Annotated in this window: 14 protein-coding genes; all 14 read right to left on the bottom strand. The window is 34.1% G+C overall.

The window, feature by feature from the left end:
* Positions 1–11: 11 nt before the first annotated feature.
* The 14 genes from mfd to nhaA (BKH45_RS05460) are packed head-to-tail and all read right to left on the bottom strand — an operon-like array spanning position 12 to position 16,814.
* The gene (gene mfd / locus BKH45_RS05525; RefSeq protein ID WP_095274523.1) at positions 12–3,011 is read right to left on the bottom strand and encodes a transcription-repair coupling factor; all 3,000 of its coding nucleotides are present in this window, start codon (positions 3,009–3,011) and stop codon (positions 12–14) included.
* Positions 2,998–3,414 (bottom strand): polymer-forming cytoskeletal protein, encoded by a 417-nt coding sequence (locus BKH45_RS05520; protein WP_095274484.1) that lies wholly within the window; start codon positions 3,412–3,414, stop codon positions 2,998–3,000. The genes mfd and BKH45_RS05520 overlap by 14 nt, the downstream gene beginning before the upstream one ends.
* Positions 3,327–4,274, bottom strand: a complete 948-nt coding sequence (locus tag BKH45_RS05515; RefSeq protein ID WP_095274483.1) for a M23 family metallopeptidase — start codon at positions 4,272–4,274, stop codon at positions 3,327–3,329. Before BKH45_RS05515 ends, BKH45_RS05520 begins: the two co-directional genes overlap by 88 nt.
* Positions 4,271–5,215, bottom strand: a complete 945-nt coding sequence (locus BKH45_RS05510) for a M23 family metallopeptidase (RefSeq protein WP_095274482.1) — start codon at positions 5,213–5,215, stop codon at positions 4,271–4,273. The genes BKH45_RS05515 and BKH45_RS05510 overlap by 4 nt, the downstream gene beginning before the upstream one ends.
* A complete protein-coding gene (locus tag BKH45_RS05505) occupies positions 5,205–6,353 on the bottom strand; it encodes a Mur ligase family protein (protein ID WP_095274481.1) in 1,149 nt (382 codons plus the stop codon). The genes BKH45_RS05510 and BKH45_RS05505 overlap by 11 nt, the downstream gene beginning before the upstream one ends.
* On the bottom strand, positions 6,344–7,768 hold the full coding sequence (locus BKH45_RS05500) for a GGDEF domain-containing protein (protein WP_180675653.1): 1,425 nt from the start codon (positions 7,766–7,768) through the stop codon (positions 6,344–6,346). Before BKH45_RS05500 ends, BKH45_RS05505 begins: the two co-directional genes overlap by 10 nt.
* 42 nt (positions 7,769–7,810) lie before the next feature.
* Complete coding sequence (gene lptE / locus BKH45_RS05495; RefSeq protein ID WP_095274479.1) at positions 7,811–8,308, bottom strand: LPS assembly lipoprotein LptE; 498 nt, start codon at positions 8,306–8,308, stop codon at positions 7,811–7,813.
* On the bottom strand, positions 8,308–10,761 hold the full coding sequence (gene leuS / locus BKH45_RS05490; RefSeq protein WP_095274478.1) for a leucine--tRNA ligase: 2,454 nt from the start codon (positions 10,759–10,761) through the stop codon (positions 8,308–8,310). The genes lptE and leuS overlap by 1 nt, the downstream gene beginning before the upstream one ends.
* 9 nt (positions 10,762–10,770) lie before the next feature.
* Positions 10,771–11,112, bottom strand: a complete 342-nt coding sequence (locus BKH45_RS05485) for a DUF6394 family protein (RefSeq protein WP_095274477.1) — start codon at positions 11,110–11,112, stop codon at positions 10,771–10,773.
* Between the two features lie 9 nt (positions 11,113–11,121).
* Positions 11,122–12,093 carry a protein translocase subunit SecF gene (gene secF, locus BKH45_RS05480; RefSeq protein WP_095274476.1) on the bottom strand — a complete coding sequence of 324 codons (972 nt, stop codon included), beginning with the start codon at positions 12,091–12,093 and terminating at the stop codon, positions 11,122–11,124.
* Between the two features lies 1 nt (position 12,094).
* Complete coding sequence (gene secD / locus BKH45_RS05475; RefSeq protein WP_095274475.1) at positions 12,095–13,678, bottom strand: protein translocase subunit SecD; 1,584 nt, start codon at positions 13,676–13,678, stop codon at positions 12,095–12,097.
* Positions 13,679–13,683: 5 nt separating this feature from the next.
* Positions 13,684–13,968, bottom strand: a complete 285-nt coding sequence (gene yajC / locus BKH45_RS05470) for a preprotein translocase subunit YajC (protein WP_095274474.1) — start codon at positions 13,966–13,968, stop codon at positions 13,684–13,686.
* A 49-nt stretch (positions 13,969–14,017) separates the two neighbouring features.
* Positions 14,018–15,346, bottom strand: coding sequence for a sodium/proton antiporter NhaA (gene nhaA / locus BKH45_RS05465; protein ID WP_257874502.1), 1,329 nt, complete (start codon positions 15,344–15,346; stop codon positions 14,018–14,020).
* Positions 15,339–16,814, bottom strand: coding sequence for a Na+/H+ antiporter NhaA (gene nhaA / locus BKH45_RS05460; RefSeq protein ID WP_095274473.1), 1,476 nt, complete (start codon positions 16,812–16,814; stop codon positions 15,339–15,341). The genes nhaA (BKH45_RS05465) and nhaA (BKH45_RS05460) overlap by 8 nt, the downstream gene beginning before the upstream one ends.
* Between the last annotated feature and the right edge of the window lie 5 nt (positions 16,815–16,819).

Raw genomic sequence — 16,819 nt, 5'->3', positions numbered from 1 at the left:
TTTTTATAAGCTTAGTTTTTATTTTTGATTTGTGTATGCAAATATTCTAAAATTGTATTCAAGATGTCATCATCGTCTTTACTGGGAGAATTTAGAGATTCTTTAGAGTCATCACCATAGACGATAGAAATATTTTGAGTATAGTTAGAAAGTGTCTTGATTTTTAAAGAATTTGCTAAAATTTTTATCATGATTACTTGCAAGAATTGCAAACTCATTTTATCAAGCTTGCCAAATCTATCTTCAATTTCTCCTTCTATCTCATAGACTTCGGTTGTTTCCTTACATAAAGAAAGTCGTCTGTAGAGTTCAAGACGAAGCCTATCGCTGGCTATGAGTTCAGGATTGAGATAAGCGCTAACGCCCAGCTTGAGTTCTACGCTGGAAGTGTTTTCCGGATTGTTGCCGCTAAGTTGGCCAATAGCATCTTCAAGCAATCGTAAATAAAGTCCATAACCAATATTTTTGATATGCCCACTTTGGGCTTGTCCAATAAGGTTTCCTCCACCTCTAATTTCAAGATCGTGATAAGCAATGGAAGCCCCACTTCCTAAATAAGAATTTTTTTCTAATGCTAAAAGTCGTTTTTGTGCTTCTTGTGTGATGGATTTTTTGTCATCAACAAGGAAATAACAAAATCCTTCCTTATTGCTTCGCCCTACGCGCCCTCTCAATTGGTGTAAATCAGCAAGTCCAAATCTATCTGCATTATCAATAATAATCGTATTGGCGTTTGGAAGATGGATTCCTGATTCTACAATTGAAGTACATAAAAGCATGTGGTATTCTCTATTTGCAAAGTCCAACATAATTTGTTCGCTTACTTTTGGATCAATTTGTGAATGTAGAATAGCGATTTTTAATTTTGGAAGAAGTTCTTGGATTTTTTCTTGAGCTTTTGTGATAGTAGCAATATTGTTGTGGATATAAAAGATTTGTCCATTTCTTCTAAGCTCACGATGAATAATTTCTTTGAGTAAAGAAGTATTTTTTTCTTTGAGAAAAGTTTTGCTTGGTTGTCTTTCAACAGGAGGGGTGAGCAAAGAACTCATTCCTTTAATTTCAGAAAGAGCCATATTGAGTGTGCGTGGAATAGGAGTAGCAGACATGCTTAAAAGGTGTAAATCTTTACTTAATTCTTTGATAGTTTCTTTTTGTTTAACTCCAAATTTATGTTCCTCATCAATAATCATCAATGCTAAATTTTTGAATTTTGCATTTAGAAGTGCATGTGTGCCTACAACTACATCAATACTACCCTCAAGAAGTCCTTTGAGGATTTGATTTTTTTGAGAAGTTTTTATGAAACGATCCAGTTTTGCTACTTTGATTCCAAAAGAAGAAAGTCTATTTTGGAGCGTATGAAAATGTTGGTTTGAAAGTAATGTTGTAGGGACAATCATAGCTGATTGATAGCCATTTTTATAGACAGCAAAAATAGCATTGATAGCAACTTCAGTCTTACCAAAACCAACATCACCACTCAAAAGTCTATCCATCACTTTGCCACTACGAAGGTCTGCAAAAATTTCTTGGATGGATCGTTGTTGATCTTGAGTGAGGACGAAGTTGCAAGAATCTCTAAAAGTTTGTATTTCAACCAAAGATGTATCAATTTTTTTCCCTTCAATGAGATTGCGTTTTGCTGCAAGTTTGATAATACAATCAGCAATTTCAAATAACTTAACTTTAACTTTTTCTTTGAGTTTTGCAAAACTTCCTTTGCCCAGTTTATCTAAAACAGGCATTCCATCAGAAGCGGCAATATAGCGTTGGATAAGGTGAAGATTTTCTACCGGCAAAAGAAGTCTATCCTCTCCTTGATAATCAATATGAATAAAATCACGCACATTTCCTAAAATACTTGCTTGTATGATCCCTCTGAAAATACCAATTCCATATTCATCATGAACAATATATTCTCCAATGTTAAGCTCATCAATACCTAATGCGGATTTTTTTTGTTTTTGCACTTTGGTTTGGGTATTCAGAGAAATAATTAATTGTGTTGGAGTAGAAATATTTACAATGCAATCAGAAAGAATTGTGTTGATAGGGGTTTTTATTTCTACGCTTTTTAAAAGCGCTTGGTTTCTGGCTAAAAGAGTAATTTTTTTATTTGCATTGAGTTCGATAATAGTATTTAAATTTTTTAGATGCACATCTATATCTATGCTTCCATTATTTGGAGGTAATAATACTTCTAAAGAAAGGAAATCTTGTAGTTTAAGGGATGAATTTGTTTCAAAAGAAAAAATCTCCTTTGCCTCATCTTGAGCGCTAGGGGTTATGATGGTGTCATAAGTTTTGATAAAATTAATACCATCTTCTTGAAGATACCAAAAACCCAAAGACGCAATATCTTTGCTAAAAGCATCAAAATGTGATTGGGATACTTGCTTGAGTAATTTTTGGTATTTTGCTTCATCCAGGCTAAAAATTGCCGGAGAAATACAAATACAATCCGGCTCTGTTTGGTTGCTTAGTTGGGTGATAGGATCGAACTCTCTGATACTTTCACATTCTGTATCAAAAAAGCTGATTCGATAAGGTTTTGAAAATGGAATAAAGATATCCATAATATCGCCTCTAAAACTTACTTCTCCTTCCGTTTCAACTATATCAACAACTTCATAGCCATAATACAAAAGCTTCTTTTTTAATTCGGATAAATAAACAGGAGTATTTTTACTTAATATAAAAGTTTCCAGAAGCGAAGTGTTGGGGAGGGGATAAATTAGAGCAGATATAGGTGCTATTAAGAGAGGATGAGAAGTTGTATAAAATGTGCGTAATTGAGCAAGTAATGAGATAAATTCACTCATAAATGATCGGATATCATCACCCATCTTGGCCCGAAATTCCGGAAGCAAAATAGGAGTAAGCAAAGATTCTTTTTGACAAAACTTTGCGACTTCATAAGCTTGTTGTGCTTCTTTAGAGTCTTTGGTGATTAATATTGAGTGAGAAAAGCCTTTGTTGAAGGCATGATAAAGGCTAGATTGTATCATTGGTTGGTTTGTTGAGAATTTTTTGAGTTTTTTCATTCAGGCTTTGTTTGGTTTTGCTCTCGCCCATAAAAATACCTTTTCGTTCAATCACAAGTTCTGAACTGATGATTTTGCCATCAATACGACCCATAGGAAGAATTTCAACAACATCACATTCTGTAGTCCCACTAAATTTACCGCTGACAAGTAGTTTTTGAGCATAAATCTCGCCGCTTACGAACCCACTTTTTCCGACCATAACGATATTTTTAGATTGAATATTTCCCTCAAATTCACCATCAATATGCAGGTGGCAATCTGTATGGATCTCACCTTTTAATTTTGTTCCTTGAGCGATAATTGTTGCCGGTCCCATTTTTCCTGCCCCATTAGATTGTTTATTGTCGTTAGTAAAGATTGCCATGCAATTGTCCTTTCTTTTTCAAATATAGAATCAAAATTTTTCATATCCCATTTTACAAAATTCAGAGGGTTAAGAGGTTGATTCAAAAACCGAACCTCATAATGCAAATGAGGACCTGTACTCACCCCGGAATTTCCACTATAAGCAATAAGTTGTCCTTTTTTGACAAATTGCCCATTCTTAACAACAATGTTATTTAAATGGGCATAATAGGTTTTGAATCCAAAAGAATGGGCAATTTTTACGAGTTTTCCATAACCTCCATTCCAACCATTGGCTGCAAAATCAATCACGCCATCTGCTGTAGAATAAACAGGCGTATTGACTTGTGTGCTAAAATCTAACCCTGTATGTTTGTGCAAAATATGCAAAATGGGGTGCATTCGATTGCCAAATTCTGCTGAGATTCTGCGATAATAATCAAGTGGGCGACCATTAGGAATAAACTTCATTACAAAAGCCTTTTGTGCTCCGGTAATGCTGGCAATATCAATCCTGCTTAAAAGATTTTCATTTTTTTCTAATTCTTCTTCATCTTTAGAAACGCCAATGACCCCCTCTAAGTCATCAATCCTATCCCCTGCAAGCGCAATTTCTTCTAGACGTTGATTGATTTGGTCGTTGAGATAGGAATTTTTTTTAAGCATTTTTTCATATTGTTCATTGATTAAAATTGTTTTAATATTTACGTCTTTAATTTCAGAATTAAAAACACTAATAGATACGGCTAGAAATAAAATCACTCCAAGAATAAACAACAAAAAATAAAGACTTAATTGGCGAAATATCATGCTGACATTAATATGGCGGCTACCATTTTTGTCTGTAATCATTAACACGAGTCTTTTGTCAAAAATCATTTTTCTTCGCCCATATAGGGTAGATCGTTGTTTTGATAACTGAGACGATAAGTTTGGAGTTGGACCATGTCTTCGATTGTCCAAACAAGACTTTTCCAGTCAATAGAAGTATCATCATCAAAAACTTCCTCAAAATTATCTGCATTCCAAGAAGTATAAACAACAGGATTCAGAATTTTTCCTAAGAAACGAATTTCATAATAAAGTGTATTTTTATCTACATCTCCACTATGCCCACTATACCCAATAAGTTGTCCTTTTTGGACAAAATCCCCCTTTTTTACAACAGCTTTTTCTAAATGGGCATACATAGAGCTAAACCCAAAAGAATGTGTGATTTTAATCAAATTACCATACCCTTTGTTGTAATGATTGCGTGTCAAATCAATCACACCATCTGCAGTTGCATATACAGGCGTGTTTTCTTTGGTTATAAACTCATAACCTGTAGTAATGTCTTTGGTTTTTTTACTTGAGTGAATTTTTTTGGAGCTTAAATCTTTGGATGTATAAGAAGCAATAGGTTCTCCATTGGGAATAAGGCTAAGGATTAGATTTTTCTGCGAACTGGAAAGATCTAAAAGATTGATTTTATCATTTACGTCAGTATTCTTATCTGTGTTTTTCTTCAAATCAACAATATTTTCCAGGTCTCCAATTTTTTGACTCACGATACTGAGTTCTTGAGTTTTTTGTTTGATTTGATCTTTGAGGAAATTATTTTTTTGATAGATATATTTATATTCTGAAAGGGCAATGTTTTTATTCAAGGCAATTTCATCTATTTTTTGCATCAAAAATTTCATCAATAAAACACTACCAAAAATAGTAACAAGGAGAATAGAGCAAATAATAATAATAATTTTTTTGGTATTTTTCGGTAGCCGAAATTGTCGCGAACCAGACTCATCAACTATGGTAATGACAAGTTTATCTTGCACGATATTCCTCCAAAAATTGCTTGACTACACTAAAAGAACCAAAAACTAAGTATTCTTCATTTTTTTGCATAGCTTCCAGACTAAAAATTCCTGATGGAATCTCTAAAGATTGGATGACTTCCTGAAGCTTTGGTTTTTCTATGATTCTAGGATTTGAAATTTCTATAATTAAAATCTTTTTAATCACAGGCTTGAGTAACTTAAGTATAGTATAAACATCCTTTTGTTTATAAGTATTATACACCAGGATTACTTTTTTATGGTTAAAAACTTTTGCTATTTCTTTAGCTGCTTGTTCATTGTGCCCTACATCAATTGTAATATGAGGGGTAATTTTTTGACATCTTCCGGTTAAATCAAGCATAGGAAAATGTATCAAATCAATAGTGCATTGCAGATAAGAAAGTACATAAAGAGCTGTGTGCAAATTATACATTAAGAATTCCGGTAAGTGATGAGTTTTTGCATAAGAAAAGATTGTCTCAGGAATAGTATTGGGGACAAAATAAAGCTTGGTTTTATGTTTTAGGGCGATAGATTGGGCAATATCTTTAATAACACAAGAAGATTGTGGAGCTATAAAGGCCACAGAAGACATGGAATTTAATTTTGTTGTAGCGATTTTTTCAACACTCTCTCCCAAAATTTCTTGATGATCGAGTCCAATAGGTGTAAATACTGAAATATCACGTTTAAGACAACTTGTAGAATCCCACTCTCCCCCAAGTCCTGCTTCAAGGACAAGAAATGTAACATCTTGAGCCAAAACCAAAGCCAGAAAAGTTGCATATTCAAAGTAGCTACAAGCTTGTATAAAATCAAATTGTTGCAAGAAATAATGGGCTTCTTGAAGTGTTTTATCATCTACAATATGACCATTTTTATAATAACGCTCATTAAAATCAAATAAGTGAGGGGAAGTAAAATGTAGCGCACTATAACCTGCTTGCAAGAGTCCTAAAGTGATGAACCTTCCGGTACTTCCTTTGCCATTAGTGCCAACAATATGGATTTTTTTAGAGGGATTTTTAAGATATTTAGAGAGTCTTTGATAAATGATTTTAGCACGATTGGGATCAAAGGGGGCATATTCATTCCCCTTAGATTCTAAAAACTCTTCAAGAGAAACTATTGCCATTCCACTCTATTCCTGCCCGCTCTTTTTGCTTTATAGAGAAATTTATCTGCAGAATCAATCATTTCACTTTTATCCTCGTAAGAAGATCTATCGGCAATTCCTATGCTTGTAGTGATTTTTATTTTTTGATTTTTATAAATGAAATTACTATTTTCTATGGTTTTGCAAATTCTATTTGCAAAACCTCTTGCCTCTTCTAAACCTGTGTTTGGCATCAAGATTAGGAATTCATCTCCCCCATATCGCCCTACCATGTCTGTCCCTCTACAATTTTGCTTGAGAATCTTACTAAAAATTCCCAATATCTTATCCCCTGCGCCATGCCCATAAATATCGTTGATGTTTTTGAAATCATCGATATCAAAAAATAAAATTGAATAATTTAGAAAATTTTCTTGGTATTGTTTTTCATAAACTTCAGCAATACTATCAATATATTTGCGATTATAAACATCAGTGAGGTTATCAAGTTTAGATTGTTCTTCAATATTTTTGATGTATAGAGAAAGAGTGTTGAGTTCATCATAAAGATATTTAATTTTTTCTTCTTTGTTTTTTAAGATCGTATTGACACCTATAATTTTTTCAGAAAGGACTTCTGAAAAGCTAATGAGATTTTGTTTTTCTTCTTGAAAATTATTTTTTGCTTGCACGATGGCATTTTTAATATTTGAAATTTCTTTGACACATTCATTGTTATTTTCAATAACTTTATCAATTTCAAATAAAATCTCAATGGTATTTTGTTTGATCTCTTGCCCATTTTTTTTGAAAAGATTGCAGTTTAAAATCCCTATATCTTTATTTCTATAATGAGAGATCTCTTCTAGAGATTTTAGGACATTTGCATCTGTAATGGCTTGAGGCGTTTGATTGAGAACATCCACAATTTCTTTAAATTCCGGTTTAAAGTCTGTCGTATAAGATTGGACAAAATTAGACACAATAGATGAAATTTGTTTTTGAAGTTTAAGGTGTTCTTGATTTTGGATAAAATCACTCCAGCCTTCTAATAACTCTTTAATCCCCTGAGGAGTTTGAAGATTTTTTTCAACAAAAAGATGCGCCTTTTCTTCTTTAAGTTGTTCGCTTGCAATTTCACTTAACAGCTTTAACAAGGCGTTTAAAAGCACATTGGTTTCTTCTAGAGATTCTGAGTTTTTAGAAGAATTGCTTGCATTCAAAAACATGATGAGTCTTTGAATAAATTCATCTTTTGTCTGTATATTGTATTCAAACATCCCCTTAATCCCATGATTAAGCGAATCCAAATATTTTTTAAGCCAATCTTTTTCATCTAAATTCTGCTTTTGGAGTTCTTGGACAAAAAGATCCACATATTTTTCTTTTGATAAATGAGGGAGTTTATCAAGCTTTTTAAAAATTTCTTCAACAGTTGATTTAAGATTTGCCATCAGTATTCCTAACATTTTTTTGTTCTCGGTATTATATTATATTTATTTCCCTTGATAGGAAATTTGTGCGACAAATTTATCGATAGCTTGATTAGTAGCTTGTTCAATGGCATAATATCGGTTATTATAAGTAGTTAATGGGTTTTCTAAAGATACAGCATAATCATAATACCCATTATTGTGAAAAGCTCCGGATTTGCCTTGTTTATTTTTGTAGATAAAATCTATATAGACTGTAGCCCGATAGAATGTTGTGAAGCCTTGTTCATTGGTTGCAATAGAAATATCTGTAACATTTGTAATCTCAATAGTGATGATTGAATCTGCATCTTTTTGATCGGCTAATTTGCTTTGGAATCTTGAAACAACTGCTTTATTAAGGGCATCTTTAAATTGCACTGAGCTTTCCGGATTAGGAAGGTTGACAATAAGTTTTACATAAATACTATCGCCCAATACTTTTTTGGCATAATAAGCTGTGGGAAAATACCCACACCCACTAATAATAAGAAAAATAAAGGTATAAAAAATATATTTCATTATTTGATAACAAAATTAACGATTTTATTAGGGACAAGTATTTCTTTGATAATTTCTGAATTTTCTAGCCATTTTTTTACAGAGTCTTTGGCTATTTGTAAGACTTCTTGTGCATCTGCGTTGGGGGTAATTTGAATTTCGCTACGTTTTTTTCCATTGACAGTAACTCCAATAGTAATTCTTTGAGATTCTAAAGCGCTTGAATCTATGGATATTTCAGACATATTTTTAAGATTGAAATAATTTTGACTAATCTCCCAACATAGATGGGGGATAATGGGTTCAAGAATATGGAGTAAAATAAAATATCCTTCTGTCCAAACAGATGGGTTATTTTGTTCGTTTAAAGCATTCAAAGCTTCCATGCAAGCAGCAATTAAAGTATTAAAGGCATAACCGCTTTGTTTTTTATTAAAAATATCATTAGATTTTATCAAGGCTTCATAGACTTTTTTTCTAGCCATTTTTTCTTTTTCATCAAGATTACCATGAATGATTTTTGGAAGTTCTTGGGTAGGGACAATATTTTTAGATCTTTCCCAAAGACGTTTGATGAAGCGATAACCTCCTTCCAAGGCATTATCACTCCATTCAAGTTCTCTGGTTGGGGGAGCGGCAAAAAGAATAAACAATCTTGCTGTATCTGCGCCATATTTTTTGATAATATTATTTGGATCGACAACATTTCCCTTTGATTTACTCATCTTTGCCCCATCTTTAAGCACCATTCCTTGAGTAAGCAGGTTTGTAAAAGGCTCACTTGAGTGGGTATAACCTAAATCCCTGAGAACTTTGGTAAAAAATCTGGCATACAAGAGATGTAAAATGGCATGCTCAATCCCTCCAATATATTCATCTACATCCATCCAATATGCCAAAGATTTTGGATCAAAAGGTTCTTTATCCCAAGTATCTTTTGGTGAAGTATATTTTAGAAAATACCAACTTGATTGTACAAAAGTGTCCATTGTATCTGTTTCTCTTAGGGCATCACCACCGCATTTTGGACATTTGCAGTATTTCCAAGTAGGGTGCTTTTCTAAAGGGTTTCCCTCTCCATCAATCACAACATCTTGAGGTAAAGATACCGGAAGATTGGAATCTTTTTCTAAAACAATGCCACATTCCTTACAATGAATAAGGGGGATAGGCGCTCCCCAATATCTTTGACGTGAAATACCCCAATCTTTGAGTTTGTAATTTGTAACTGCTTCTCCTAAATGATGATCTTCAAAATATTTAATAATTTGAGTACGTGCCTTTTGGGCTTCCAAACCATTAAAACTCTCGCTATTAATGATCTCTCCTTCTTGAGTGTAGGGCAGGGTAACTTGAGTATGAGTTTTGATGACTTGTTTGATGGGGAGGTGGTATTTTTGAGCAAACAAAAAATCTCTTTCATCATGAGCGGGCACACTCATTACAGCACCACTTCCATAATCCATCAAAACAAAATTTCCTACCCATACAGGTAATTTTTCTCCACTGAGAGGGTGAATGACATAAATTCCTAAGTCTAGCCCCTCTTTTTCACTCATTGATCGTTCTCTTGTTCCCATGTTTTGCATTTTGGTAATTTTGGAAACTACTTGTACGGGTAAAGAATTGTTTTTTATCATTTCTTTAATGATCGGGTGTTCAGGAGCTATTGCGCAATAAGTAACTCCATAAATTGTATCTGCACGAGTGGTAAAAACTTCAAGTGTCGTTATATCTCCGGTGAGTTTTTTGCTTTTTTCATCAAGACAAAAATGAAATTTTAACCCTTTAGATTTTCCTATCCAGTTTTTTTGCATTAGTAAAACTTGCGGAGGCCATTGATCTTGAAGAGTATCCAGAGCATTTAAAAGTTCAGGAGCATAATCAGTGATTTTAATATAGTATTGATCCATTTCTTTTTGGACTACTTCTGTATCACATCGCCAACATTTTCCATCAATAACTTGCTCATTTGCCAATACGGTTTTGTCATTAGGGCACCAGTTCAAATAAGCTTTCTTGCGATAGATTAGTCCTTTTTCCCACATATCTGCGAAAAATTTTTGTTCCCATCTTGTATATTGAGGATCACAAGTAGCAAATTCTCTTTCTTGGGAAAAAGAAAGCCCTAAACTTGCTAATTCATGTTTCATATTTTCGATATTGGCATAAGTCCATTGCTTTGGATGTGTTTTGTGTTTGATAGCAGCATTCTCAGCCGGCATACCAAAGGCATCAAATCCCATAGGGTGTAAAACATTGTAACCTTTTTTGCGGTAATGCCTGGCTAAAGCATCGCTAATGCAGTAATTCCTCACATGCCCCATATGGATTGCCCCACTGGGATAGGGAAACATACTTAAAATATATTTTTTGGGTTTTGAAAAATCAGCGCAAGGTTCATGGATATGATGTTTTGTCCAATATTGTTGCCATTTTTTCTCTATTTGTGTGGGGCTATAAGGAATATCCATTACATTATCCTAATAATCAGTTTCAGTAGTTTTTGCACTCTCAATAAGCAAAAGAGCCAAAGAAAATACATTAGCCAGCAAAGCACCAATAATGAGGACATAAGTGACATTGAGATTATTAAAGACCTGCAAAAAAATAAAAGCAGGGATTAAATGAAAATCTGCCACTAAAGAACTTGCTAAAAGTTCTGAAGCTAATTGCTTTTTTACCCCTATTTTTAGGGTAGTTGAGATTAAATTAAGTGCTAAAGCTATGAATAAAATCACAAGATTAGGATCCCATAAAAATCCTGCCGTGGAAGTTAGACTGCTTAAACTAAAAAATATAAAAATTACCTTACCCCAATCCATATTTTCTCCTTAAATACGACCATTTTCATACATTTGGCGTAACTGCTTTTTTTCTTGGGCTTTTTTTGCTTTTTTGACTTCTTTGGCATGGTATTTTTCAATATTAAACCCAAACATAATTGCTAATTTAGGGGCTACAAACATAGAGCTATAAGTTCCAAATACGACGCCTATAAGCATTGGTAAAGAAAATCCCACGATGATTTCCCCACCAAATAAATAAAGTGTTAAGACAACAAAAAATACCGTCAAAGATGTAAGTAATGTGCGTGATAAAGTGCTTGAAATTGCTTCATTGATAACTTCTTGTATATTATCAGTTTTATGAGTAAGCATTTTTTCTCTGATGCGATCAAATACAATAATAGTATCATTAATTGAATATCCAAGCAATGTAAGTAATGCTGCGATGACTTCAAGATTGAGATCAATATCAAAAACAATTACTGAAGCAGCTGTAATAATCACATCATGGACAAGCGCGACAATACCGGCTAAGGCAAAACGCCATTCATAACGAAAACTTACATAAATCATCATAGCCAAGGTTGCCAAAATAAGCGATAAAATACCTTTTTGTTTTAATTCATTCCCTACTTTTGGTCCCACAGTATCCAGTTTTCGGATTTCAAATTTTCCTGTAGGTTCCAGAAGGTTGCTAATAAGAGGTCCTAAGTCTTTCTCATCCCCGGCTTGCACATAAGGGAATCTTATCAAAACTTCAGTATCTGCTCCAAACTCACTTACTTGCACACCCTTAAAATGAGAGTCTTTTTCAAGTAATTCACGGATTTGATCAATAGGCGCATTTTGAGTATATTTTATTTGCACTACACTCCCACCGGCAAAATCAATCCCCAATTTAAAGCCTTTGGTGAATAAAAGAGAGAACGCCCCGATGGTTAAAATAACTGAAAAGATAAGCCCATATTTAGAATACTTAACAAAATCAAAAATCCTAACTTTTTTAAAAATCTCCATTTTAGCCCTTTTTGCTGATTCCAAACCAAAAATAAGGATGCTTGGTTTTAGAAATTTTTGAAAGTATTGCGAGATAGAATCCCTGCGTGCCAATGATCGCAGTAATAATTGAAGCAACAATACCAATACCGGTTGTGATAGCAAATCCTTTGATAGCACCTGTTCCATAAGCATATAAAAGAATTGAAGCGATCAAAGAAGTGATATTAGAATCAAAAATTGCTCTTGAGGCATTAGTATAGCCTAAATGAATAGATCTGGAGATATTTTCCCCCATTCTCAATGCCTCTCTGATGCGTTCATTGATGATAATATTAGCATCAACAGCTATCCCTACGGTCAAAACTATTCCTGCCATTCCCGGAAGTGTAAGTGTTGCTCCAAAAATTGCCATTATAGCCACAATTAAAAGAAGATTTACAACAAGCGCAACTGAGGCGATGACTCCTGCCATTGAATAATAAACAATCATAAACCCGACCACAAGAATAAAACCACTGATTAAAGCAATCATTGATGATCTAATGCTGTCTTGACCGAGACTGGGACCTACGCTTCTTTTTTCCAGGATCTGCATTGGAGCAGGCAGTGCTCCGCTTCTTAGGGCTATGGCTAAATCACTTGCTTGTTCAACGCTAAACCCTCCGCTAATTTGACCGCTTCCTCCACCAATGCGTTCGCGAATAACAGGCGCAGAATATACTTTTCCATCAAGGACGATAGCCATTCTTTTATTGATGTTAGCACCGGAAAAGTCTCCAAAAATCTTAGCACCTCTTGAATCAAGACTGAAACTAACTACAGGCTGATGATTTTGATCATAGGCTACTCTTGCATCTGTAAGCATGTTACCATCAAGAATAGGGATAGCTTTTAGGAGGATTTTTTGTCCGGGTGATCCGGAAGAATCACTAAAGGGCAAGATAACATCGCCATATTTTTGAGCTTCAAGATCGTTGATTGAATCTACATGGGCATTTCTTTCCTCATCTACAGCCATCATTTGCAAATGAGCAGATTTTGAAATCAACTCCATTGCTCGTTGTTCTTCTTGGGCATTTTTAATACCGGGGAGTTGGACCAAAATATCTTCTTTTCCTTGTTGGGTAACACTGGGTTCGGCCAGACCAAATTGATCAAGTCGGTTGCGAATGGTGCCTATAGCTTGAGAAATGGCATTTTTTTTGATAGTCTCTTCTTCAAGTGAGGTAAAAGTAATGTCATAGTGAGTATTGCTTGAATCAATTTTTATGCCATCAAATTTTTTGAGAATATCAGAGAGATTGCCCGCTTCATCAGTATCTATCAAATCAAAATAGATACCGCTTTGGTCAGAACGAAGATTATCAAGCAAGATATTTGATTTTTTTGCTTCATAAGCAATAGAAGAAGCAATAGATGCGTAGCGACTCTTGAGGGCTTCTTGTGTTTTGACTCCCAAAAGCAGATTCAGACCCCCTTGCAAGTCAAGCCCTAAATTAATCTGAGGACCTTTAGTATGGAATACAGAAGGGATAGAAAAAATAACCCCAAAAAGGATAGCTAAAATAAAAATCACCAATCTAGGGTTAAATACTTGTTTCATTAAAATTACTTTGAAAGGGTATTATCAATTTTGTAAGCTACATATTCTTTAGCTAATTTTACAATGGTATCATCATTGAGCTTTACAGTAAAAAAAGTATCTTCAGGTTTAATAACTTCGCAGATAAATCCCCCTTGTGCGACTATCTTATCCCCTTTTTGAAGGTTCATTAACATTTCTTTATGCTTTTTTTGTTGCATTCTTTGTGGGCGAATAATGAAAAAATAAAAAATGGCAAATAAGACCAATAAAGGCAATACGGATGTTAAAATATCTTTATAATTTTGCATAGCTATCCTTTTGTGTTGAATTTGGGGCGTATTCTATCATTTGTTTCATTTAATTTTCTTTAGTCTTAACTTTTGATAATAATGTTAAATATATAACTCCAATAATCCCTGATATGCTCGATCCAAGTAAAATGGCAACTTTTGATACTTCCATAGATTCAGGATGACTAAAGGCAAGATTGGAAACAAACATTGACATTGTGAAGCCAATCCCTGCGAGCATGCCTGCTCCAAAGATATGCCCCCAACTAATGCCATTAGGTCTTGAGGCAATACCGGATTTTTCGCAAATAAAAGTAATCAAAACTATCCCAACAGGTTTTCCTACAACTAATCCTAAAATAATACCCAAGAGAATATGATCAATATTAAAATGGATCTCTCCTCCTATATTAACTCCGGCATTAGCAAAGGCAAAAAGAGGCATAATAAAATAAGCACTCCAAGGTTGTAGTAAATGCTCTAAGCGTCCTAAGGGACTTTGAATGGCATTTGTTTCATCTTTGATGGAATAAAGAATGTTGATTTGATCTTCATTGAGGTAATGATGATTTTTTGAAGCTTTGAGTTGAAAATGTTGGGTAAGATTTTTGATAAAAATTGAAAAATTTTTGCTTTGTTTTTTGGGTTTGATAGGGATGCAAAAAGCCAAAATAACTGCTGCAATGGTTGCATGAATCCCACTATTGTGAATGCTAAACCAAAGAAAAATACCCAATATCAAATAAGGAATGAGACTTTTTACTCCTATTTTATTCAAAGTAATCAATATGGCTACAATGACACCTGCTCCAAACAGCCAACTTAATTGCAATCCGGAAGTATAAAAAAATGCAATCACAACAATTGCTCCTAAATCATCAGCTACTGCCAGAGTCACTAAGAATACTTTTAAGGCCATAGGCACTTTTTTGCCTAACAACATAATCACTCCAAGCGCAAAAGCAATGTCTGTAGCCATTGGAATACCAAAACCATGATAAGAGGGTGTTTGGGCATTGAGGAGATAATAAATAAGTCCGGGGACAATCATTCCTCCAAGCGCTGCAATCGCAGGGAATGCTGCTTTTTTGAATCCGGCAAGTTCGCCAAAAAGCACCTCACGTTTAATTTCCAGCCCCACCATTAAGAAAAATAATGCCATTAAAACATCATTGATCCAATGATGGATTGAGAACCCTACAAAATGTTCTCCAAATTTAAAGCCAAAATCAATATGCCAAAATTCAAAATAATAAGTACTCAAAGGCGAATTTGCCACAATCATTGCCAATACAGCGCTGATAAAAAGAAAAATACCTCCAAAAGATTCGCTTTTGATAAAATTTAAAAAAACATTTTTGAGACCTATTTGAGCGGATTTTTCTAAATTATTCACTATTTATCCTTTGTTTTGAATTTGTGCTGAAAATCAATGCAATAATCCCTAAAATTACAGAAATAAAAGATGCGCATAATATGGATATTTTTGAAACATCAATCGCTACGGGGTTATTATAAGCAAGATTGGCAACAAACATTGACATTGTGAAACCAATCCCGGCTAAACAACCTACTGCAAATATATGTGCATAACTTAACCCTTTGGGTCTGAGTGAAAAATTCAATTTTTCACTCAAATAAGCAAAAATGATAATTCCAATGGGTTTGCCTACTACAAGCCCTAATACGGTTCCTAAAAATATTCCGTCAATTCCAAATTCTACTTTGGAGTTGATTTTTACTCCGGCATTAGCAAAGGCAAAGAGAGGCACAATAAAATAAGCACACAGAGGTTGTAGGGCTACTTCAATCCTAATAAGCGGATTTTGGGCGTATTTTGAGTATTTAGCAATAGTATCCAACATATGGACTTGTTTGCTTGTTTTTTCCATATCAATTTTTTTCTTTATGTCTTCATTAGATCTGATGAAATTTTTAATATTTTTCCATGAAGAGACAAAAAACCCTAATTTTTCTTCATTTCTATCAAGATGCATATCTTTGCCATTGTTGGTCATGAAGTTAATTTTATGCCACTCTTCCATCATATTCATAAAATATGTTTTTGTAATATTAGATCTCCCCGGGATACACAATGCTAAAATCACAGCCGCAACAGTTGCATGGATACCGCTATTATGCACAGCAATCCAAAGCAGAACACCTACTCCTAAATAACCGGAGATATATTTTGTATCTGTATAATTGAGATAAATAAGCACACAAATTAATCCAAGCGATATATAAACCCAACCCATATGCAGTGTATTTGTATAAAACAATGCAATGACGCTAATAGCTCCCAAATCATCAGCCACTGCGAGGGTAACTAAAAAGATTTTAATGACAGCAGGGACTCTTTTGCCTAAAAATAAAATAACCCCCAATGCAAAAGCAGTATCTGTGCTCATAGCTACGCCAAAGCCATGCTGTGAAGGTGTATGATAGTTAAAATATAAATAAATAATAATAGGGACAACAATCCCCCCCAAAGCTCCAAATACTGAAAAACTTACTTTTTTGAATCCGGCAAGCTCCCCATAGAGAACCTCTCGTTTCATTTCTAAGCCTACCATTAAAAAGAAAAACGACATCAATACATCATTGATAAAATTAAGCAATGTAATCCCGCTTGTTTTATTTCCAATAAACCCACCAAACTCAAGTTGCCAAATTCCAAAATAAATATTGCTAAAATCAGAATTTGCTATTAATAAAGCAATCACCACGCAAAAGAATAATAATAATCCTCCAAAGGATTCGTGCCCGATAAAAGTATGGAGACCTTTTTGAAGTTTATTTTTGATATAAAAAGATGAATTTTGAGATTTTTCTTCTTTTACAACTCTTAATATCTCTTCCATATGGA

This window comes from Helicobacter sp. 11S03491-1, assembly GCF_002272835.1.
Classification (GTDB): Bacteria; Campylobacterota; Campylobacteria; order Campylobacterales; family Helicobacteraceae; genus Helicobacter_J.
This window is presented reverse-complemented; position numbering and strand designations above follow the sequence as displayed.